Raw genomic sequence first — 18,105 nt, 5'->3', positions numbered from 1 at the left:
TGCGCCGGGCGCCGCCGTTGTCGGGTGGCGCTCTCACCTGGATTTTTTAGGAGATTCGTATGACCAGCAACAACCCGCAAACCCGTGAATGGCAAACCCTGAGCAACGATCATCACCTGGCCCCGTTCAGCGACTTCAAGCAGCTTAAAGAGAAAGGCCCGCGGATCATCACCAACGCCAAGGGCGTTTACCTGTGGGACAGCGAAGGCAACAAGATCCTCGACGGCATGGCCGGTCTGTGGTGCGTGGCCATCGGATACGGTCGCGATGAACTGGCCGATGCCGCCAGCAAGCAGATGCGCGAGCTGCCGTACTACAACCTGTTCTTCCAGACCGCCCACCCGCCGGTGCTGGAACTGGCCAAGGCCATCGCCGATGTCGCGCCAGAAGGCATGAACCACGTGTTCTTCACCGGTTCCGGCTCTGAAGGCAACGACACCATGCTGCGAATGGTTCGTCACTATTGGGCGATCAAGGGCCAGCCGAAGAAAAAAGTCATCATCAGCCGCAAGAACGGCTATCACGGTTCCACCGTGGCCGGCGCGAGCCTGGGCGGCATGACCTACATGCACGAACAAGGCGACTTGCCGATTCCGGGCATCGTCCACATCGCGCAGCCGTACTGGTTCGCCGAAGGCGGCGACATGACCCCGGAAGAGTTCGGGATCTGGGCTGCCAATCAGCTGGAAGAGAAAATCCTGGAAGTGGGCGTGGACAACGTCGGTGCCTTTATTGCCGAGCCGATCCAGGGTGCCGGTGGCGTGATCATCCCGCCAGACACCTACTGGCCGCGCATCAAGGAAATCCTCGCCAAGTACGACATCCTGTTCGTGGCCGACGAAGTGATCTGTGGTTTCGGCCGTACCGGCGAGTGGTTCGGTAGTGATTTCTACGACCTCAAGCCCGACATGATGACCATCGCCAAAGGCCTGACCTCCGGCTACATCCCTATGGGTGGCCTGATCGTGCGCGATGAAGTCGTCGAAGTACTCAACGAAGGCGGCGATTTCAACCACGGCTTCACCTACTCCGGGCACCCGGTGGCGGCGGCTGTTGGTCTGGAAAACATCCGTATCCTGCGCGACGAAAAAATTGTCGAGCGCGTGAACAAAGAAACGGCACCATATTTGCAAAAACGTCTGCGGGAACTGAACGATCATCCATTGGTGGGCGAAGTTCGTGGGGTCGGTCTGTTGGGGGCGATCGAACTGGTTCAGGACAAGGCCACTCGCAAGCGCTACGAAGGCAAGGGCGTCGGCATGATCTGCCGGCAGTTCTGCTTCGATAACGGGCTGATCATGCGTGCCGTGGGGGACACCATGATCATCGCGCCACCGCTGGTGATTACGCCTGCGGAAATCGATGAGTTGGTGACCAAGGCACGCAAGTGCCTGGACCTGACCCTGAGTGCGTTGCAGGCCTAAGTGCTAGGCTCTGAGCGAGAGTCATGAAACTTTCGCGCAGAGCCGTCAGAAAGGTTGGCCTTTTCTTGAAAGACCGCCTCGGATCTTGCCAGACTAGCCGCGGTTCCAGTTGTCCGGGTTCGGCCGCTGAACAAAGTGGTTCAAAAAAGAAAAATTTGGAGCATTAAACGCATGAAGGCATTAGGAAAAAAGCTTGCTGGCAAGACACTCCTCGCCATGTCCCTGATGGGCATTATGGCGGGTGCGGTTCAGGCGGACGACAAGGTGTTGCACGTCTATAACTGGTCCGATTACATCGCTCCGGACACCATCAAGAAATTCGAAACCGAGTCGGGCATCAAAGTCGTTTACGACGTCTTCGACAGTAACGAAACCCTGGAAGCCAAGTTGCTGGCAGGCAAGTCCGGTTATGACATCGTCGTACCGTCGAACAACTTCCTGGCCAAGCAGATCAAGGCCGGCGTTTACCAGAAGCTGGACAAATCCAAACTGCCTAACTGGAAAAACCTGAACACTGACCTGCTCAAGGCAGTGTCCGTCAGCGACCCGGGTAACGAACACGCCTTCCCGTACATGTGGGGTTCGATCGGTATCGGCTTCAACGCCGAGAAGGTCAAGGCAGCACTGGGTGCCGACGCACCGACCAACTCCTGGGATTTGCTGTTCAAACCTGAAAACGCCGCCAAGTTGAAGTCGTGCGGTATCAGTTTCCTCGATTCGCCTACCGAGATGATTCCGGTGGCGTTGCACTACCTGGGCTATCCAACTGACAGCCAGGACAAGAAACAACTGGCCGAAGCCGAAGCGCTGTTCCTGAAAATCCGTCCTTCGGTAGGCTACTTCCACTCGTCCAAGTACATCTCGGACCTGGCCAACGGCAACATCTGCGTGGCCGTGGGTTACTCGGGCGACATCTACCAGGCCAAGTCCCGCGCGGCTGAAGCCGGTGACAAGGTGAAAGTCAGCTACAACATTCCCAAAGAAGGTGCCGGCAGCTTCTATGACATGGTCGCCATCCCTAAAGATGCCGAAAACGTCGAGGGCGCCTACAAGTTCATGACCTTCCTGCAGAAGCCGGAAATCATGGCTGAAATCACCAACGCCGTACGCTTCCCGAACGGTAACGCGGCCGCCACGCCATTGGTGGAAAAAGAAATCACTGACGACCCAGGCATCTACCCACCAGCCGACGTGCTGGCCAAGCTGTACGCGATTGCCGACTTGCCGGCCGCGACCCAGCGGATCCTGACTCGCAGCTGGACCAAGATCAAATCCGGTAAATAAGCCGGTGTGATGCAACAACCTGTTGTTGCCACCTGCGCGGCGGCGACAACAGGATTAATTAAATGACAGAAAGTTTTGCGGGAACGGTTTTTCGAGGGTAAGTTGCGCGCCGGTTTGTTGCCAGGCAGCCATGGCTGTCATGTAACGCGGGGCAACTTGAGCCCAACTCATTTTAGAGGACCTCCACTTGCCTATTTTTTCTTTGTTGCGCAATGCCATGCTGGTCGCTGCCGGGTTGACGCTTGCCGTCAACGTTCAGGCTGCCGGCACAGTGCATATTTATAATTGGTCGGATTATATCGGCGAGACCACCCTGGCCGATTTCCAGAAAGAGACCGGCATCAAACCGGTTTATGACGTATTCGATTCCAATGAAACCCTGGAAGGCAAGTTGCTGGCCGGGCGTACCGGTTATGACGTGGTGGTGCCGTCCAACCACTTCCTCGGCAAACAGATCAAGGCTGGTGCTTTCCAGAAACTCGACAAGTCCCAGTTGCCCAATTATTCGAACCTCGACCCGGTGCTGCTCAAGCGCCTGGAGCAGAACGATCCGGGTAACCTGTACGCCGTGCCGTACCTGTGGGGCACCAACGGCATCGGTTATAACCCCGAAAAGATCAAGGCAGCACTGGGCGTCGACAAGATCGACTCCTGGGCTGCGGTCTTCGAGCCGGAGAACATCAAGAAGCTTCAAAGTTGCGGCGTGGCGTTCCTCGATTCCGCCGATGAAATGATGCCCACGGTCCTCAACTACCTGGGCCTGGACCCCAACAGCACCAACCCCGAAGATTACAAAAAGGCTGAAGCCAAGTTGCTGGCGGTGCGGCCTTACGTGACCTATTTCCACTCCTCCAAATACATCGCGGACCTGGCCAACGGCGATATCTGCGTCGCAATCGGTTTCTCCGGCGACATGTTCCAGGCCCGCAACCGTGCGGCCGAAGCCAAGAAAGGCGTGGACATCGTTTACTCGATTCCCAAGGAAGGCGGCGCGCTGTGGTTCGACATGCTGGCGATTCCCAAGGACTCGGCCAACGTCAAGGAAGCCCACGCGTTCATCAACTATTTGCTGAAACCTGAGGTGATCGCTCAAGTCAGTGACTATGTCGGCTACGCCAACCCTAACCCGGCGTCGGACAAACTGATGGAACAGTCCATTCGCACCGACGAAGCGGTTTATCCACCGCAATCGGTACTCGACAAGACCTACGTGTCCATCGAGTTACCGCCGAACATTCAACGTTTGATGACCCGCAGCTGGACCAAGGTCAAGTCGGGCAAATAGCTTCAAGGCTCAAACTATCCAAGGTTGGCTCACCTTGAGCGAACTGCACTCTTTTTTTTTGGGAGTTTCGTAAATGGCAGTTGCCTCCGGCGCCTATAAGAAAGCCCTCGAGGGCGACCAGTCACCTAAACAGGTGCTGGTCAAAATCGACCGGGTCACGAAGAAGTTCGACGAGACGATTGCCGTGGACGACGTGTCCCTGGAAATCAAGAAAGGCGAGATTTTCGCCTTGCTCGGCGGTTCGGGATCGGGCAAATCCACCTTGCTGCGCATGCTCGCCGGCTTCGAACGACCGACCGAGGGGCGGATCTTCCTCGATGGCGTAGACATCACTGACATGCCGCCGTACGAGCGGCCGATCAACATGATGTTCCAGTCCTACGCCCTGTTCCCGCACATGACCGTGGCGCAGAACATCGCCTTCGGCCTCAAGCAGGACAAACTGCCTGCCGCTGAAGTCGATGCCCGCGTGGCCGATATGCTCAAGCTGGTGCAAATGAGCCAGTACGCCAAGCGCAAGCCGCATCAGTTGTCCGGTGGCCAGCGCCAGCGTGTGGCGCTGGCGCGTTCGCTGGCCAAGCGTCCGAAGCTGCTGTTGCTCGACGAGCCGATGGGTGCGCTGGATAAAAAACTGCGTTCGCAAATGCAGCTGGAGCTGGTGGAGATCATCGAGCGCGTCGGCGTAACCTGCGTCATGGTGACCCACGACCAGGAAGAGGCCATGACCATGGCCGAGCGCATTGCGATCATGCACCTGGGCTGGATCGCCCAGATCGGCAGCCCGATCGACATCTACGAAACCCCGACCAGCCGCCTGGTCTGCGAATTCATCGGCAACGTCAACATCTTCGACGGTGAAGTGATCGACGACGCCGAGGGCCACGCGATCATCACCTGCAAGGACCTCGACCGGAAGATCTATGTGGGCCACGGCATCAGCACCTCGGTGCAGGACAAGTCCGTGACCTATGCGATCCGTCCGGAAAAACTGCTCGTGACCCCGACCATGCCGACCTGTGAATACAACTGGTCCAGCGGCAAGGTGCACGACATCGCCTACCTTGGCGGGCACTCGGTGTTCTACGTCGAACTGCCGAGCGGCAAGATCGTCCAGTCGTTCGTCGCCAACGCCGAGCGCCGTGGCCAGCGACCGACCTGGGGTGACCAGGTGTACGTGTATTGGGAAGACGATAGCGGCGTGGTACTTCGCTCATGAACATGCGCAAATTCAAACGCCGCCTCAATCGAATAATTCCCGGTGGCCGTCAGCTGGTCATCGGGGTTCCCTTCATCTGGCTGTTCCTGTTCTTCATGTTGCCGTTCTTCATTGTCCTGAAGATCAGCTTCGCCGAAGCCGACGTGGCCATTCCGCCGTACACCGAAATCTACAGCTACGCCGAACAGAAGCTGCAGGTGCTGCTCAACTTGGGCAACTACGCGATGCTGGCCGGCGACGAGTTGTACATCGCCGCCTACCTCGGTTCGTTGAAGATGGCGCTGATCAGCACCATCCTCTGCCTGCTGATCGGCTACCCGATGGCCTACGCCATTGCCAGTGCCCGCAAAGAGATGCAAACGGTGCTGGTGCTGCTGATCATGATGCCGACCTGGACCGCGATCCTGATCCGCGTGTATGCGTGGATGGGCATCCTCAGCAACAACGGTCTGCTGAACGGCTTCTTGATGAGCATGGGCTGGATCGACGAGCCGCTGCAGATCCTCAACACCAATCTGGCGGTTTATATTGGTGTGGTTTATTCCTACCTGCCGTTCATGATCCTGCCGCTGTACGCCAACCTTGTGAAGCACGACAACAGTCTGCTGGAAGCCGCATCCGACCTCGGTTCGAGCACCTTCAACAGCTTCTGGAAGATCACCATTCCGCTGTCGAAAAACGGCATCATCGCCGGCTGCATGCTGGTGTTCATTCCGGTAGTGGGTGAGTTCGTGATCCCGGAACTGCTCGGAGGTCCGGAGACCCTGATGATCGGTAAAGTGCTCTGGCAAGAGTTCTTCAATAACCGTGACTGGCCGGTGGCATCCGCCCTGGCGGTGGTGATGCTGGCGATCCTGATTGTGCCGATCATTCTGTTCAACCGCAGTCAGGCCAAGGAAATGGAGGGTAAAGAATGAAACGCTTCCGTTTCTCCAGCCTGATGCTGGTACTGGGTCTGTTGTTCATCTATCTGCCGATGCTGATCCTGGTGATCTACTCCTTCAACGCCTCGAAACTGGTGACGGTGTGGGGCGGCTGGTCGATCAAGTGGTACGTCGGCCTGATGGACAACACCCAACTGATGGGCTCGGTGGTGCGCTCGCTGGAAATCGCCTGCTACACGGCGATTGCGGCGGTGGCGCTGGGTACATTGGCTGCGTTCGTCCTGACCCGCATCACCCACTTCAAGGGTCGTACGCTGTTCGGTGGCCTGGTCACTGCGCCGCTGGTGATGCCCGAAGTGATCACCGGTCTGTCGCTGTTGCTGCTGTTCGTGGCCATGGCGCAGATGATCGGCTGGCCACAGGAACGTGGCATCGTCACCATCTGGATCGCCCACACCACGTTCTGTGCGGCGTATGTGGCGGTGGTGGTGTCGGCGCGCTTGCGTGAGCTGGACCTGTCCATCGAAGAGGCAGCCATGGACCTGGGGGCGCGGCCATGGAAGGTGTTCTTCCTGATCACCATCCCGATGATCGCGCCATCCCTGGGCGCCGGCGGCATGATGTCGTTTGCCTTGTCCCTGGATGACCTGGTGTTGGCGAGCTTCGTGTCGGGCCCGGGTTCCACCACCTTGCCGATGGAAGTGTTCTCGGCGGTGCGCCTGGGCGTGAAACCCGAGATCAACGCCGTGGCCAGCCTGATTCTGCTGGCGGTGTCGCTGATGACGTTCCTGGTCTGGTTCTTCAGCCGTCGCGCCGAAGAAGCGCGCAAGCGTGCGATCCAGCAAGCCATCGATGAAAGCGCAGCCGATTCGTGGAAGCAACCGGACGTGCGTCGCGCGCAGCCGGAAGCGGCTTGAGGGTTGCCGACCATGTGTGAGTAACACATAACCTCTGTAGGAGCCGGCTTGCTGGCGATGGTGTGTCAGGCACATTGATTTCGACTGACACACCATCGCCAGCAAGCCGGCTCCTACAGGGTTCTATACCGTCCAAGGGGATTTGCGGATGATCTCGACAAAGTTCATCGGCTTGAACCCTGGCTCCTGATCCCTCAATACATCGGTCTTCACATTGCCGAACGTGGTCTGCGGACGATGGCGCAAGCCGTCGGCAAAGGCGCAGATGATGCACTCCTTGAACCCTTCACCCCGTGGATGCGCATGCACCACCGCTTCACGCTGCACGGTGGAAAACGCAGCGTAGTCCATGCCCAGCACATCCATTTCAACGCCGGCGGTCACCAGCGCCACGGTCGGCCGCAGGTGTTTCGGCACGCCCGGCGTGGTGTGCAGGGCGATCGACAACCAGACCTGCTCGATGTCGTCATCGCTAAACCCGTAAGGCTTGAGAAACGCTGCCGCCGCGTTGGCACCATCGACTTCAAAGCGTTCGTTGTCGCTGCGATAACCTTCCACCAGGCCCAGGTCATGGAACATCGCGCCGACATACAGAAGCTCCGGGTTGTAGGCGAGTTGCTTGCGCTCGCCGCTCAGCGCACCGAACAGAAACACCCGGCGCGAGTGGTGGTAAAGCAGGTCGGATTCGATGTCGCGGATGTATTCGGTGGTGGCTTTGGCCAAGGCGCTGTCGGGGATTTTGATGCCGGCGATGGTGGTGCTCATGGGCTTTTCCTCAAAGTGAACGCCGAGGCGGCGCTGAGGGTTAAAGTCTGTTCGCCGGCCGCAAACGGAACAATCGATCCATGGCTGCGATCCTTGCCAATGAGCATGCATATCGCGCCAACCTCGCTAGTTGCGCTCGAATTGGCTAGGGTTGCTCAAATTGAATGGGCTTTTGTGGCGAGGGGATTTAGCGAAACGTCGCACCGCCCCGTTGGAGTGCGTAGCGCTCCCAAGATTTTTGGGGCCGCTACGCAGCCCAGCGGGGATAAATCCCCTCGCCACAGGTAATCGTGATCGTTAGAGACTTTTCGAACCATGAGCAAAACCGTCGCCATCGTGGTCTTCGCCGGCGTCCAGTCGCTGGATGTCACCGGCCCCATGGATGTGTTTTCCGAAGCCAATCGCTTCCTCGCCCCCGAGGACCACTATCGGCTGGAGGTGATCGGCGTTGAGCGCGGAGCGATGGCGTGTTCCAACGGTTTGGCGCTGAACGCCCATCGGCATTTCAGCGAAGCGCTGGAGTCTTATGACCTGCTGCTGGTGGCCGGCGGACCGCAATTGCCATTCATGACGTTCGGCGCTGCGTTCGATGCGTGGCTGCGCGATGCCTGCGCGCTGGCGCAACGCTTTGGTTCGATCTGCAATGGCGCGTTCATGCTCGCCCGGGCGGGATTGCTGGAAGGGCGCACCGTGACCACTCATTGGGGCGATGCCGCTGCGTTGGCTGATTTGTGTCCGACGACTCAGGTCGAAGCCGATCGGCTTTACGTTCAGGACGGCGAGCTTTTCACCTCGGCGGGGGTAACGGCCGGGATCGATCTGTCGCTGTATCTGCTGGGGCGCGATCACGGGCCGGACGTGGCCTTGAGCGTGGCAAAACGCTTGGTGGTGTTCACCCAGCGCTCGGGCGGGCAGTCACAATTCAGCCCGTTTCTCACGCCTCACGCGCAGCCGACCTCCGCCGTGGCGATGGTTCAGCATTACGTGTTGGCGAATTTGACGGGTGACCTGAGCATCGCCGACCTGGCCAACGCCGCCAATATGAGTGCACGCAACTTTTCCCGAGTGTTTGCCAAGGAAGCGAAAGTCACCCCGGCCGAGTTTGTCGAGCGGGCGCGGGTGGATGCGGCGCGGGTGCTGCTGGAAAGCACCCTCGCGCCGCTCAAGACCGTGGCCTATCAGTGCGGATTCCGCGATGCTCAGCACATGCGCAGCGTGTTCAACCGCAGGCTGGGGGTGACGCCGCAGCAGTTCAGGCAGAACTTTGCGGCGATGGTTTGAGCCAGGTTTTTTGTCGCCTCACAGGGCCCCATCGCGAGCAAGCTCGCTCCCACAGGTGACCGAGTTGTCCAGACAGACACGGTCTAATGTGGGAGCGAGCTTGCTCGCGAAGAGGCCAGTCCAGCCAATACAAATTTACTGGGCGCTACGCGCTGGCATCAGCTTCAACGTACTCCGCGTATTGGCCGTCACCTCTTCATCATTGAGATGGGCCTGGAAGTAAATCCCCTCGATATACGCCTCGGCCTGATCGTCAAAGTGACTGTCGAACGGCACGCCGCTCTGGCCGACAGGGTTGACCGTCAGGCTGTGGGCCGGGTCGGCGAAGTCGATCAGGCGCCGGGTCGACGGGCCGTACGTCACCGGCCACGGTGCCGGCCCGATCTTTGCCGACAGGTTGTTCGGCACTTCATGGGTGCCGGGGGCCGCGAACGGACCGACATTGAAGATCCGGTCTAGCGGCTTTTGCTGCCCCAGCGGATGGCCATGGGTCAGCGTGTGCGCCTTGCCCCATTGCCATTGCGCGAAATCGGCACCCAGCGTGGCCTTGAGGTGGGCGATGCTGGCCTGCCACGCGATCCTGACCGTATCGGCGCGGGTTTCCTTGCCGAGGGTATTGCGGTTGTCCCACCACGGTGAATCCGGCGTCGCCGCCAGACGCGGCAGAGCGGCATCGATCACCCGGGTCGAGAGCAGCGTTTCGAAGAAGTCATTGCCCAGGTCGTCGTGCATCGCCGCGTCAGCCAGGTTGAACAGGAACTGGTTGAACAGCGTGGCGCTGGTGGACTCGAGCGGGTAGTCGCCTTTCCACTGGGCCAGTTGCTCCACCAGTTTGAGCTCCGCAGGGTCGCTGACCACTTCCCGCAGAGTCGGCAGCAGGGGCGCCAACAGACGCGTGCCGTAGGCGGTGGTGGTGCCCAGTTGCAGCTTCTGGCTGCCTTCCAGATCCCACTTGACGTTCTTGTCGCTGAGCTGGCGATTGAGCTGCTGGCCTCGATCGGCGAGGTTGTAATAACCGGGAATCTCCATCCCCGTCGACGACAGTGGCTGGAAGTTGGCCGAGACGATATAGCCCCGTGGTGGATTCTCTTCCTGCGGGTTGGCGCTGAAAGGATAGAAGCCATCCTTGTCGGCATCGCTGGTGCTGCCATCGAGAATAAACCACGGGTGCACCCCGGCTGGGCGCTTGGGCAGTTGCGCCGCGGCCCACCAGCCTATGTCGCCCTTGGCGTTGGCCCAGACGATGTTCAGGCCAGGAGCCTGGACCTTGGCGGCAGCGCTGCGGGCCTTGGCCAGGGTGTCGGCGCGGTTGAGCTGGTAGAAGCCTTCGATAATCGGGTTCTGGCTTTCGAGAAAACCCCACCACATGGCGATCGGGGTTTTGCCGACGCTATTGCCCAGCGCATCGTTGACGATCGGGCCATGGGGTGACTGGCGCAGCGTCAGGGTCACCGGTGCCTGGCCCTTGACCGCGATCTGTTGTTCGCTGCTGACCATGTCCACCCACTTGCCGCGATACCAGACCTGATTCGGATTGTCCGGATTGACCTTTTCGGCAATCAGGTCGAGATCGTCGTTCTGGAACATGGTGATGCTCCAGCCGAAGTCCCGGTTCAGGCCCAGCGAAGCGAACGGCATCAAGGCCTGATAATGACCATACAGCTCGAAGCCTGGAGCAGAGAGCTGGGCTTCGTACCACACCGACGGCGCGGAAAAGCGGATGTGCGGGTCGCCGGCCAGCAGTGGCTTGCCGCTTTTGGTGCGGTTGCCGGCAACCGCCCAGGCATTGCTGCCCTCGAACTGCGGCAGGCCATTGTCGGCCAGGGCCTGTTCGCTCAGGCGGGCAAGGGCGTTGAGGTCTTTCCAGTCGGCGCTGGCGAGGGGTGACGGGGCCGCGCTGGGTTGGGTCGCCAGCACGCCCTTGGGCTGCCAGTCGAGATCGAAGACGCTCAGATAGTTGGCGCCCAATTGATCGCGCACGTAGGTCAGCAGCGGTTCGGTGCGAAACGCCGCGGCAAAACTGTAGGCCATGTACCCGGCGATGCTGATGGTGTCCTGCGCCGTGAACGGTCGCTTGGCAATGCCCAGCACATCGAACTCTACGGGTTTGGCGTGACTGTCCTGGTATTGGTTGATGCCCTCCAGGTAAGCCTGCAGGGCAAGGAAGGCGGGCGATTGCTTGTCCATGTTCGCCAGGTAGGTTTCGGCGCGTTCGCGAATGCGCAGGCTGCGCATCAGCTTGTCGGTGTCGAGCAGTTTCGGCCCGAGCACCTCGGCCAGTTCGCCACGGGCGAGGCGACGCAAAACCTCCATCTGGAACAGCCGATCCTGGGCGTGGACGTAGCCGAGGGCGCGGTACAGGTCGGTTTCGTTGTCGGCACGGATGTGCGGGATGCCGCGCTCGTCATAGCGCACGGTGACCGAACCTTGCAGGTGCTGCAGTTCCACCATGCCCTGGCGTGACGGTTGCTTGCTGTAGACGTACCAGCCGGCCCCTGCGGCGAGCGCGACGATCAGCAAACCGAGCGCGGTCAGGCTACGTTTCATGGTGACTCCTTATTGTTATCGGTGACAGCAATTCCCTGGCGAGACTGTTTATCACGACCAGCCTGTTTGGCCCATCGCCCATAGGAGGGATTCTCGTCTGCTGTCTGCGTTACGTCGTCGGGACGACAGGCCAAGGGCAGTAACACCCCACCGCCAGTGTGTGCGTGGCACTCACTTCGCGGCCTTCGTTCAACGCTTGCAGGATCGGCTCGATAAAGCTGTTGCTGGAATTGCAGGTCAGGCCTTCGCTGTAGGGCCCGAAGTACGCGAGTTTGCCGTTGCGATCCCATATCGCCACGGCGGGGCTGGCGGGGATCTGTTCGGAGCCGGGCAGGGCGCTCAGGGGCTTCAACGTGTTCAGGTTGCCTGGCAACTGACCGTGGCTACCGGGCTTTTGCACGGCATAAAACTCCACGCCTTGGGGCTCATAGCGTTCAACCAGTTCGCCGAGGTGTTGTTGATTGCCGACATTGCACGGGCAGGCCGGGTCCCAGAAATGCACGAGACGGATGGCGCCGGGGCCGGCAAGGCTGTCGGGCAGGCGCAGCGGATCACCGGAGAACATCGCCGTGTGCTCGCTGAATGCCCGCAAATAGCGCCCCTGAAACCAATCGTAGGCGGCCCACAGCACCCCGGCGCACACGAGGGCAAGCAGGCTGGCGAGCAGGGTGGCGCGATAGGGCGAGCGCATGAGGTCACTCCTTGAAGGTCGGCTAGCTTGCCATGCTTGCCGCGACAGATGAATATCGCAGGTCCACAAAGTCCGTTTCGTCCTCTGGAATGCCCATGTCAGTGACCTTCGACCCCGATCATCTGCGTGCCAGCCTGCGGCCGCTGGCGCATGGGCAGCCGTTGTCAGCGGAGGCGCAGGCTTATCAACGGTTTTATGGGCTGGACTTCTCGACGCGCAATGTACGCAGCGCCCTGGGGTGTTTCCAGGTCGATGGTTATGAGGTGGTCAGCCAGGTCTGGTGGCCAGAGCAGGTGAAGGCGACGCTGTTTGTCTTTCACGGTTTTTACGACCACACAGGTCTCTACCGGCATGTGATCGAGTGGGCGCTGGAGCAAGGCTTCGCCGTGATTGCCTGCGACTTGCCGGGTCATGGGCTTTCCAGTGGCGAGCGGGCGAGCATCAAGGACTTCGCCGAGTATCAGGACACCCTGCAAGGGTTGTTTGCCGAGGCGCAATCGCTCGACTTGCCACAACCCTGGCACCTCTGCGGGCAGAGTACCGGTGGCGCAATCGTGATCGATCATGTGCTCAATGCGGGGGCGGGCAGTCCGGCCCAGGGCCAGGTGATTCTGCTGGCGCCGCTGGTGCGGCCACGGGCGTGGGGCTGGTCGCAAATGAGCTATTACCTGCTCAGGCCTTTCGTCAAGGCCATCGCCCGTCGCTTCAGCGAGAACTCCAGCGACCCGGATTTTTTGCCGTTCCTGCAAGCCGACCCGTTGCAGCCGCTACGCCTGCCAACGGCATGGGTGGGGGCGCTGGCGCGCTGGATCAAGCGCGTCGAAGCTGCGCCCGCCAGCACTCGCAGACCACTGATTGTGCAGGGGCAGGCGGACATGACCGTGGATTGGCAGCACAACCTTGAAGTCCTGCGGGGTAAGTTTGATCGGCCTCAGGTATTGATGCTGCCTGAGGCACGGCATCATCTGGCAAATGAAACGCTGGTGTTGCGCGGGGAGTATTTCGGGTTTTTAAGCAAGCGGATCAAGGGGCGGAATGCTCAGTGACCATTCGGGCCCCATCGCGAGCAAGCTCGCTCCCACATTAGACCGCGTCTATCTGAAAAACTCGGTCCACTGTGGGAGCGAGCTTGCTCGCGATAGCGATTTATCAGGCGACCAGAAATTACTGGGTGAGGTTCGACGTGCTTTGCCCCACCGCCAACCCCGCCCGAATCGCCGCCAGCGCCGCCTGGTAATAGGCCTTGCCTTCAGCCGACTCGGCAAACGTGGCGAATTCTTCCAGTTCCTCATCCGACAGGTCGCGATAGACGTACAGCAGCGTGTTGTTCAGGTCGCTGCCGATCTGGTCCATCAAGCGCTGACGCTGCCCGTTCAGCATGCTTTGGGTCTGGCCGGCGCCAAGCAGTCCGGGGATCATCGAACTGAGGCTGTCGGCCGCGACACCGGCAATCGCCAGGCTGACTTCCGCGCCGGCCTCGCGAGCAGGCAGGGCCTGGGCCAAGTGGCCGATGATCAACAGGCGGCTGTCGCTGGCCTGCATCTTGGGCAAGCCCTTGGCGTTTTTCGCCAGTTGATCGCGGCGGGTCGCGAGCAATTCGGCGGCGACGATTTTCTTGCCCAGCGGCGATTGAAAAAACGCCAGCGCCGGTTTTGGATCGGCGAGGGTCTTGCGCAGCTGCGCTTCGGCACGCTGGTCCACGGCCTTGGGGGCGAAACGCTGATTGCTGTTGTCGACCAACGCCTGGAAAACCGCCGGTGGCAGGCTGTTTTGGTAGCGCTGTTGAGCGGCCGAGAGGGCGTCGTTGAAATGCGCGCGTTGTTCTGGCCAGCCGGCGACCTTGTACAGTTGGTCGTGGCCGTCTGCCCAGGCGGGCATAACACAGAGCATCAGCAGGGAGAAAAGCAAACGGCGCATAGGGACTCCTGTCAGCAGGCGACTATTCTCCGTGTGGCATACAGTCTTGTCGAGAATTCGTATCAACCCGCTGCGTGGCTCTGTCGGATTTTCAGGCGCAGGAATACTATGCGCGCCATGCAAATACCTTCTGATCACCCGCTGCTGTTACGAATCGTCGACGACCTGGCCGCCAGCGGTTGGTCGCAGCAGAATATTTTCCTGCCTCTGGGTCTGACCCGGGAACTGGCGGCTGAGTGCCATAAACGTGCCGCCGAGGGTGAATTGGCCCCGGCCGCCGTGGGTCGTGGACCGACATCGGAGATTCGCGAAGGGATCCGTGGCGACCACATTCAATGGATCGAGCCGGGTGATTCGTTGGCCTGCAACATCTATCTAGAGCTGATGGACAGTCTGCGCGAGGCGATGAATCGCGGGTTGTTCCTGGGTCTCGAAGACTTCGAAAGCCATTTCGCGCTGTACCCGCCCGGTGCGTTCTACCTTAAGCACGTCGACCGGTTCCGCGACGACGACCGTCGCATGGTGTCGGCGGTGGTTTACCTCAATGACGCCTGGCTGCCTGAACATGGCGGACAGTTGCGCATGTACCTGGATGAAGGCGTGCAATACGATGTGGTGCCGACCGGTGGATGCCTGGTGGTGTTTCTGTCGGGGGAAGTCCCCCATGAAGTTTTACCCGCGACCCGTGAACGCCTGTCGTTGACCGGCTGGTTCCGGCGCCGAGGCAACGAGCCGTTCTGATCATGCACAAAATACTGGTAAGCCGCTGCCTGCTGGGTCACCGCGTACGTTATGACGGCGGGGCCAGCGGGCCTTTCGATCAGTTGCAGCGGTGGCTTGATGAAGGTCGGGTCGTGCCGTTGTGTCCGGAAGTTGCCGGTGGCCTGCCGACGCCACGGCCGGCGGCGGAAATTCCCGGCGGGCAGGGCGGTGAAGTGCTTGATGGGCAGGCCTTGGTGATCACCACCGAAGGTGAGGATGTTAGCGCCCAGTTTCTGTCGGGGGCTTATCAGGCCCTGGAGCTGGTGCAGCAGCACGACATCCGCATTGCCGTGCTCAAGGCCAACAGCCCGTCGTGCGGCAACCTGCTGACCTATGACGGGACGTTCAGTGGGGTGAAAGTCAGTGGCGAAGGCGTGACGGCGGCGCTGCTCCGGCGCCATGATGTTCAGGTCTTCAGTGAACTGGAACTCGCTGAGGCGGCTCAGGCACTGGCAGCACTCAATTAACGACCCACACAAAACCACTGTGGGAGCGAGCCTGCTCGCGAAAGCGGTGTGTCAAACAACGCTAGTGTCGACTGACACTACGCATTCGCGAGCAGGCTCGCTCCCACAGGTTTAGCTTGCGACTCAGGGTTTCGGTGCCACACCGGCATCCGCCCCAAGCCACTTCTGCTCCAGCGCCTCCAACCGGCCATCCGCCTTGATCCGCTGCAACGCGCTTTCCAGGCTGGCGTGAAATGCCGGGTTTCCCTTCTGGAACGGAATCGCCAGGCTGACGGCCTGGACGGCTTTCGGCTTTTCCTCTGTCAACGATTGCACCAGCAGTATCGAGCGCGGCTCTTCTTTCTGCGCGATCAATTGCGCTTTGGTTTGCAGGTAAGGTTCGCTGAAGTCGAAACGATCCGTGAGCGCCGGGGTCTCTGCAATGTGGTTGATGGCGATGTCGTATTTGCCGCTTTCCACGCCGGTCAGCAGATCACTGGAATCGGTAACGACAAAGTCGGCGCGCACATCCAGTTCGTTGGCCAGCAATTGACCCAACTCGACTTCGAAGCCCGCGAGCCTGCCGTCCTCCTTGAAACTGAAGGGGGGTGTATTAGCCTCGAGGGCAATGCGCAACTCACCGCGATCGTTCACGTCGTCAATCAGTTCGGCATGAGCCAGCGGGCTCAAAAGGGGTAGCAGGCAGATCAGGCCAGGCAGAAAACGCATGGTCACTCCTTTGAAATCATTATCGCGACGCTCTGGATCAGGCTCGCTTTGCTATGGTTGTCGAGTGCCTTCGACAACGATTGACCATGAAGTTGTGATGGTCACGCGAATTTTACGGAAAAACTGGAGAAGAGAATGAAAACCTTTATGTCACGTGCTGCTTTGGCTGGCCTGTTGATGGGTGTTTCGGCACTGGCCAGTGCAGCAACGCCGGCCCCGGAAGGTGCTGAAGTGCACATCGTAACTCCTACAGACGGTGCGACAGTCCCACAGACTGTCGTGGTCAAGTTCGCAGTCGAGAACATCGCGCTGGCGCCAGCGGGCGATGTCACCAAGAACACCGGTCACCACCACCTGCTGATCGATGTCGATGAACTGCCGGCGGCCGGTCAGCCAATCCCGAACGATGCCAACCACCTGCACTTCGGCAAAGCGCAGACCCAGGCTGAAGTAACGCTGACGCCGGGCAAGCATACCTTGCAGCTGGAGTTGGGCGACAGCGGCCACATGCCGTTCGATCCACCCATCGTATCGGAGAAGATTACCGTCAATGTGAAATAAAAAAAGGGAGCCCCTGCGCAGGGGCTCCCTTTTTTAACGCCGCAAGCTGCTGTTAGAACAACACCCGGCTACGGATGGTGCCATTGACGTGTTGCAGCTTCTGTTGCGCCAGGTCCGAGTACTCGGCGTCTACGTCGATCACCACGTAGCCGACTTTCTCGTTGGTCTGCAGGAACTGACCGGAAATGTTGATGCCGTTTTCGGCGAAGACCTTGTTGATCTCGCTCATCACACCCGGGATGTTCTCGTGGATGTGCAGCAGACGGTGCTTGCCAGGGTGAGCCGGCAGGGCCACTTCCGGGAAGTTCACGGACGATACCGAAGTACCGTTGTCGCTGTACTTGACCAGCTTTTCAGCCACTTCCAGACCGATGTTGGCCTGCGCCTCGGCGGTGGAACCACCGATGTGCGGCGTCAGGATCACGTTGTCCAGGCCACGCAGCGGGCTTTCGAACTCTTCGTCGTTGGAGCGTGGCTCCACCGGGAACACGTCAATAGCCGCGCCGATCAGGTGCTTGTCCTTGATCGCATCCGCCAGGGCGTCCAGTTCGACCACGGTGCCGCGCGCGGCGTTGATCAGGATGCCGCCCTTCTTGATGGCGCGGATTTCCTTCTCGCCGATCATCCACTGGGTGGCAGCGGTTTCCGGTACGTGCAGGGTCACGATGTCGGACATGCCCAGCAGTTCGTGCAGGTTGCCGACCTGGGTGGCGTTACCCAGTGGCAGCTTGGTCACAGTGTCATAGAAGTACACCTGCATGCCCAGGCCTTCCGCCAGGACCGACAGTTGAGTACCGATCGAGCCGTAACCGACGATGCCCAGCTTCTTGCCGCGGATCTCGAAGGAGTTGGCTGCGCTCTTGATCCAGCCGCCACGGTGGCAGGAAGCGTTCTTCTCAGGGATACCGCGCAGCAACAGGATCGCTTCGGCCAGCACCAGCTCGGCAACGGAGCGGGTGTTGGAGTACGGCGCGTTGAACACGGCGATACCGCGTTCGCGGGCGGCACTCAGGTCGACCTGGTTGGTGCCGATGCAGAAACACCCTACAGCCACGAGCTTCTTCGCGTGATCGAAGATCTCTTCGGTCAGTTGAGTGCGCGAGCGGATGCCGATGAAGTGAGCATCAGCGATCTTTTCCTTGAGCTGGGCTTCCGGCAGAGAACCTGTGAGGTACTCGATGCTGGTGTAGCCCGCCGCCTTGAGGACGTCGACAGCCGATTGGTGGACGCCTTCGAGAAGAAGGAACTTGATCTTGCTCTTATCGAGAGAAGTCTTGCTCATCTGCGTAAACCTGTATCCCGGAGAAAAATGGCAGGAAGTAGCCAGCAGACGCTGACCCGGACGACAAGAATGCCGTCACCGCAGAACAGCCGTTGGGCACTATGCTGCGGGGTC

Annotated in this window: 17 protein-coding genes; 11 read left to right on the top strand and 6 right to left on the bottom strand. The window is 59.9% G+C overall.

Features of this window, described 5'->3' with window-relative positions; genetic code table 11:
• The first annotated feature begins 59 nt into the window (after positions 1–59).
• From ACA054_RS30735 to ACA054_RS30710, 6 genes are all read left to right on the top strand, one after another.
• Positions 60–1,424 carry an aspartate aminotransferase family protein gene (locus ACA054_RS30735; protein WP_497687475.1) on the top strand — a complete coding sequence of 455 codons (1,365 nt, stop codon included), beginning with the start codon at positions 60–62 and terminating at the stop codon, positions 1,422–1,424.
• A 171-nt stretch (positions 1,425–1,595) separates the two neighbouring features.
• A complete protein-coding gene (locus ACA054_RS30730; RefSeq protein WP_214379622.1) occupies positions 1,596–2,708 on the top strand; it encodes a polyamine ABC transporter substrate-binding protein in 1,113 nt (370 codons plus the stop codon).
• A gap of 187 nt (positions 2,709–2,895) precedes the next feature.
• Positions 2,896–3,993 (top strand): polyamine ABC transporter substrate-binding protein, encoded by a 1,098-nt coding sequence (locus tag ACA054_RS30725; RefSeq protein WP_497687474.1) that lies wholly within the window; start codon positions 2,896–2,898, stop codon positions 3,991–3,993.
• Between the two features lie 73 nt (positions 3,994–4,066).
• Positions 4,067–5,209 carry an ABC transporter ATP-binding protein gene (locus ACA054_RS30720; RefSeq protein WP_497687473.1) on the top strand — a complete coding sequence of 381 codons (1,143 nt, stop codon included), beginning with the start codon at positions 4,067–4,069 and terminating at the stop codon, positions 5,207–5,209.
• Positions 5,206–6,126 carry an ABC transporter permease subunit gene (locus tag ACA054_RS30715; RefSeq protein ID WP_497687472.1) on the top strand — a complete coding sequence of 307 codons (921 nt, stop codon included), beginning with the start codon at positions 5,206–5,208 and terminating at the stop codon, positions 6,124–6,126. The genes ACA054_RS30720 and ACA054_RS30715 overlap by 4 nt, the downstream gene beginning before the upstream one ends.
• A complete protein-coding gene (locus tag ACA054_RS30710) occupies positions 6,123–7,010 on the top strand; it encodes an ABC transporter permease subunit (protein ID WP_497637055.1) in 888 nt (295 codons plus the stop codon). Before ACA054_RS30715 ends, ACA054_RS30710 begins: the two co-directional genes overlap by 4 nt.
• Before the next feature lie 123 nt (positions 7,011–7,133).
• Here ACA054_RS30710 and ACA054_RS30705 read toward each other — a convergent pair whose 3' ends face one another.
• Positions 7,134–7,775: an HD domain-containing protein gene (locus ACA054_RS30705; RefSeq protein ID WP_497687471.1), complete on the bottom strand. Its 642-nt coding sequence runs from the start codon at positions 7,773–7,775 to the stop codon at positions 7,134–7,136.
• Between the two features lie 315 nt (positions 7,776–8,090).
• Here ACA054_RS30705 and ACA054_RS30700 point away from each other — a divergent pair, with 315 nt between their 5' ends.
• The gene (locus tag ACA054_RS30700) at positions 8,091–9,056 is read left to right on the top strand and encodes a GlxA family transcriptional regulator (RefSeq protein ID WP_497687470.1); all 966 of its coding nucleotides are present in this window, start codon (positions 8,091–8,093) and stop codon (positions 9,054–9,056) included.
• A gap of 135 nt (positions 9,057–9,191) precedes the next feature.
• On the opposite strand, the gene ACA054_RS30695 is transcribed toward ACA054_RS30700, so the two are convergent.
• Complete coding sequence (locus ACA054_RS30695) at positions 9,192–11,603, bottom strand: penicillin acylase family protein (protein ID WP_497687469.1); 2,412 nt, start codon at positions 11,601–11,603, stop codon at positions 9,192–9,194.
• A gap of 109 nt (positions 11,604–11,712) precedes the next feature.
• Positions 11,713–12,294: a DUF6436 domain-containing protein gene (locus ACA054_RS30690; protein ID WP_497687468.1), complete on the bottom strand. Its 582-nt coding sequence runs from the start codon at positions 12,292–12,294 to the stop codon at positions 11,713–11,715.
• A 95-nt stretch (positions 12,295–12,389) separates the two neighbouring features.
• Here ACA054_RS30690 and bipL point away from each other — a divergent pair, with 95 nt between their 5' ends.
• Positions 12,390–13,340 carry a phospholipase BipL gene (gene bipL, locus ACA054_RS30685; protein ID WP_497687467.1) on the top strand — a complete coding sequence of 317 codons (951 nt, stop codon included), beginning with the start codon at positions 12,390–12,392 and terminating at the stop codon, positions 13,338–13,340.
• Between the two features lie 118 nt (positions 13,341–13,458).
• Here the strand turns inward: bipL and ACA054_RS30680 are convergent, their stop codons facing one another.
• Positions 13,459–14,211 (bottom strand): DUF2059 domain-containing protein, encoded by a 753-nt coding sequence (locus ACA054_RS30680; RefSeq protein ID WP_497687466.1) that lies wholly within the window; start codon positions 14,209–14,211, stop codon positions 13,459–13,461.
• 108 nt (positions 14,212–14,319) lie between these two features.
• Here ACA054_RS30680 and ACA054_RS30675 point away from each other — a divergent pair, with 108 nt between their 5' ends.
• Complete coding sequence (locus tag ACA054_RS30675; RefSeq protein WP_497687465.1) at positions 14,320–14,952, top strand: 2OG-Fe(II) oxygenase; 633 nt, start codon at positions 14,320–14,322, stop codon at positions 14,950–14,952.
• A 2-nt stretch (positions 14,953–14,954) separates the two neighbouring features.
• Complete coding sequence (locus ACA054_RS30670; RefSeq protein WP_497687464.1) at positions 14,955–15,440, top strand: 2-thiouracil desulfurase family protein; 486 nt, start codon at positions 14,955–14,957, stop codon at positions 15,438–15,440.
• Between the two features lie 123 nt (positions 15,441–15,563).
• Here the strand turns inward: ACA054_RS30670 and ACA054_RS30665 are convergent, their stop codons facing one another.
• The gene (locus ACA054_RS30665) at positions 15,564–16,148 is read right to left on the bottom strand and encodes a transporter substrate-binding domain-containing protein (protein ID WP_497637048.1); all 585 of its coding nucleotides are present in this window, start codon (positions 16,146–16,148) and stop codon (positions 15,564–15,566) included.
• A 135-nt stretch (positions 16,149–16,283) separates the two neighbouring features.
• Here ACA054_RS30665 and ACA054_RS30660 point away from each other — a divergent pair, with 135 nt between their 5' ends.
• Positions 16,284–16,709, top strand: coding sequence for a DUF4399 domain-containing protein (locus tag ACA054_RS30660; RefSeq protein WP_497687463.1), 426 nt, complete (start codon positions 16,284–16,286; stop codon positions 16,707–16,709).
• Positions 16,710–16,761: 52 nt separating this feature from the next.
• Here ACA054_RS30660 and serA read toward each other — a convergent pair whose 3' ends face one another.
• Entirely contained in the window at positions 16,762–17,991 is a 1,230-nt protein-coding gene (gene serA / locus ACA054_RS30655; protein WP_020797315.1) for a phosphoglycerate dehydrogenase, read from the bottom strand.
• Positions 17,992–18,105: the final 114 nt, after the last annotated feature.

It is taken from the genome of Pseudomonas sp. LBUM1653 (assembly GCF_059716115.1).
This window is presented reverse-complemented; position numbering and strand designations above follow the sequence as displayed.

Bases quoted from the DNA above. Each gene is read 5' to 3' on its own strand.
- ACA054_RS30735 (WP_497687475.1), top strand. From the start codon at position 60: ATGACCAGCAACAACCCGCAAACCCGTGAATGGCAAACCCTGAGCAAC.
- ACA054_RS30675 (WP_497687465.1), top strand. From the start codon at position 14,320: ATGCGCGCCATGCAAATACCTTCTGATCACCCGCTGCTGTTACGAATC.
- ACA054_RS30705 (WP_497687471.1), bottom strand. From the start codon at position 7,775: ATGAGCACCACCATCGCCGGCATCAAAATCCCCGACAGCGCCTTGGCC.
- ACA054_RS30720 (WP_497687473.1), top strand. From the start codon at position 4,067: ATGGCAGTTGCCTCCGGCGCCTATAAGAAAGCCCTCGAGGGCGACCAG.
- ACA054_RS30690 (WP_497687468.1), bottom strand. From the start codon at position 12,294: ATGCGCTCGCCCTATCGCGCCACCCTGCTCGCCAGCCTGCTTGCCCTC.
- serA (WP_020797315.1), bottom strand. From the start codon at position 17,991: ATGAGCAAGACTTCTCTCGATAAGAGCAAGATCAAGTTCCTTCTTCTC.
- ACA054_RS30660 (WP_497687463.1), top strand. From the start codon at position 16,284: ATGAAAACCTTTATGTCACGTGCTGCTTTGGCTGGCCTGTTGATGGGT.
- ACA054_RS30670 (WP_497687464.1), top strand. From the start codon at position 14,955: ATGCACAAAATACTGGTAAGCCGCTGCCTGCTGGGTCACCGCGTACGT.
- ACA054_RS30710 (WP_497637055.1), top strand. From the start codon at position 6,123: ATGAAACGCTTCCGTTTCTCCAGCCTGATGCTGGTACTGGGTCTGTTG.
- ACA054_RS30680 (WP_497687466.1), bottom strand. From the start codon at position 14,211: ATGCGCCGTTTGCTTTTCTCCCTGCTGATGCTCTGTGTTATGCCCGCC.
- ACA054_RS30665 (WP_497637048.1), bottom strand. From the start codon at position 16,148: ATGCGTTTTCTGCCTGGCCTGATCTGCCTGCTACCCCTTTTGAGCCCG.
- ACA054_RS30730 (WP_214379622.1), top strand. From the start codon at position 1,596: ATGAAGGCATTAGGAAAAAAGCTTGCTGGCAAGACACTCCTCGCCATG.
- ACA054_RS30695 (WP_497687469.1), bottom strand. From the start codon at position 11,603: ATGAAACGTAGCCTGACCGCGCTCGGTTTGCTGATCGTCGCGCTCGCC.
- bipL (WP_497687467.1), top strand. From the start codon at position 12,390: ATGTCAGTGACCTTCGACCCCGATCATCTGCGTGCCAGCCTGCGGCCG.
- ACA054_RS30700 (WP_497687470.1), top strand. From the start codon at position 8,091: ATGAGCAAAACCGTCGCCATCGTGGTCTTCGCCGGCGTCCAGTCGCTG.
- ACA054_RS30715 (WP_497687472.1), top strand. From the start codon at position 5,206: ATGAACATGCGCAAATTCAAACGCCGCCTCAATCGAATAATTCCCGGT.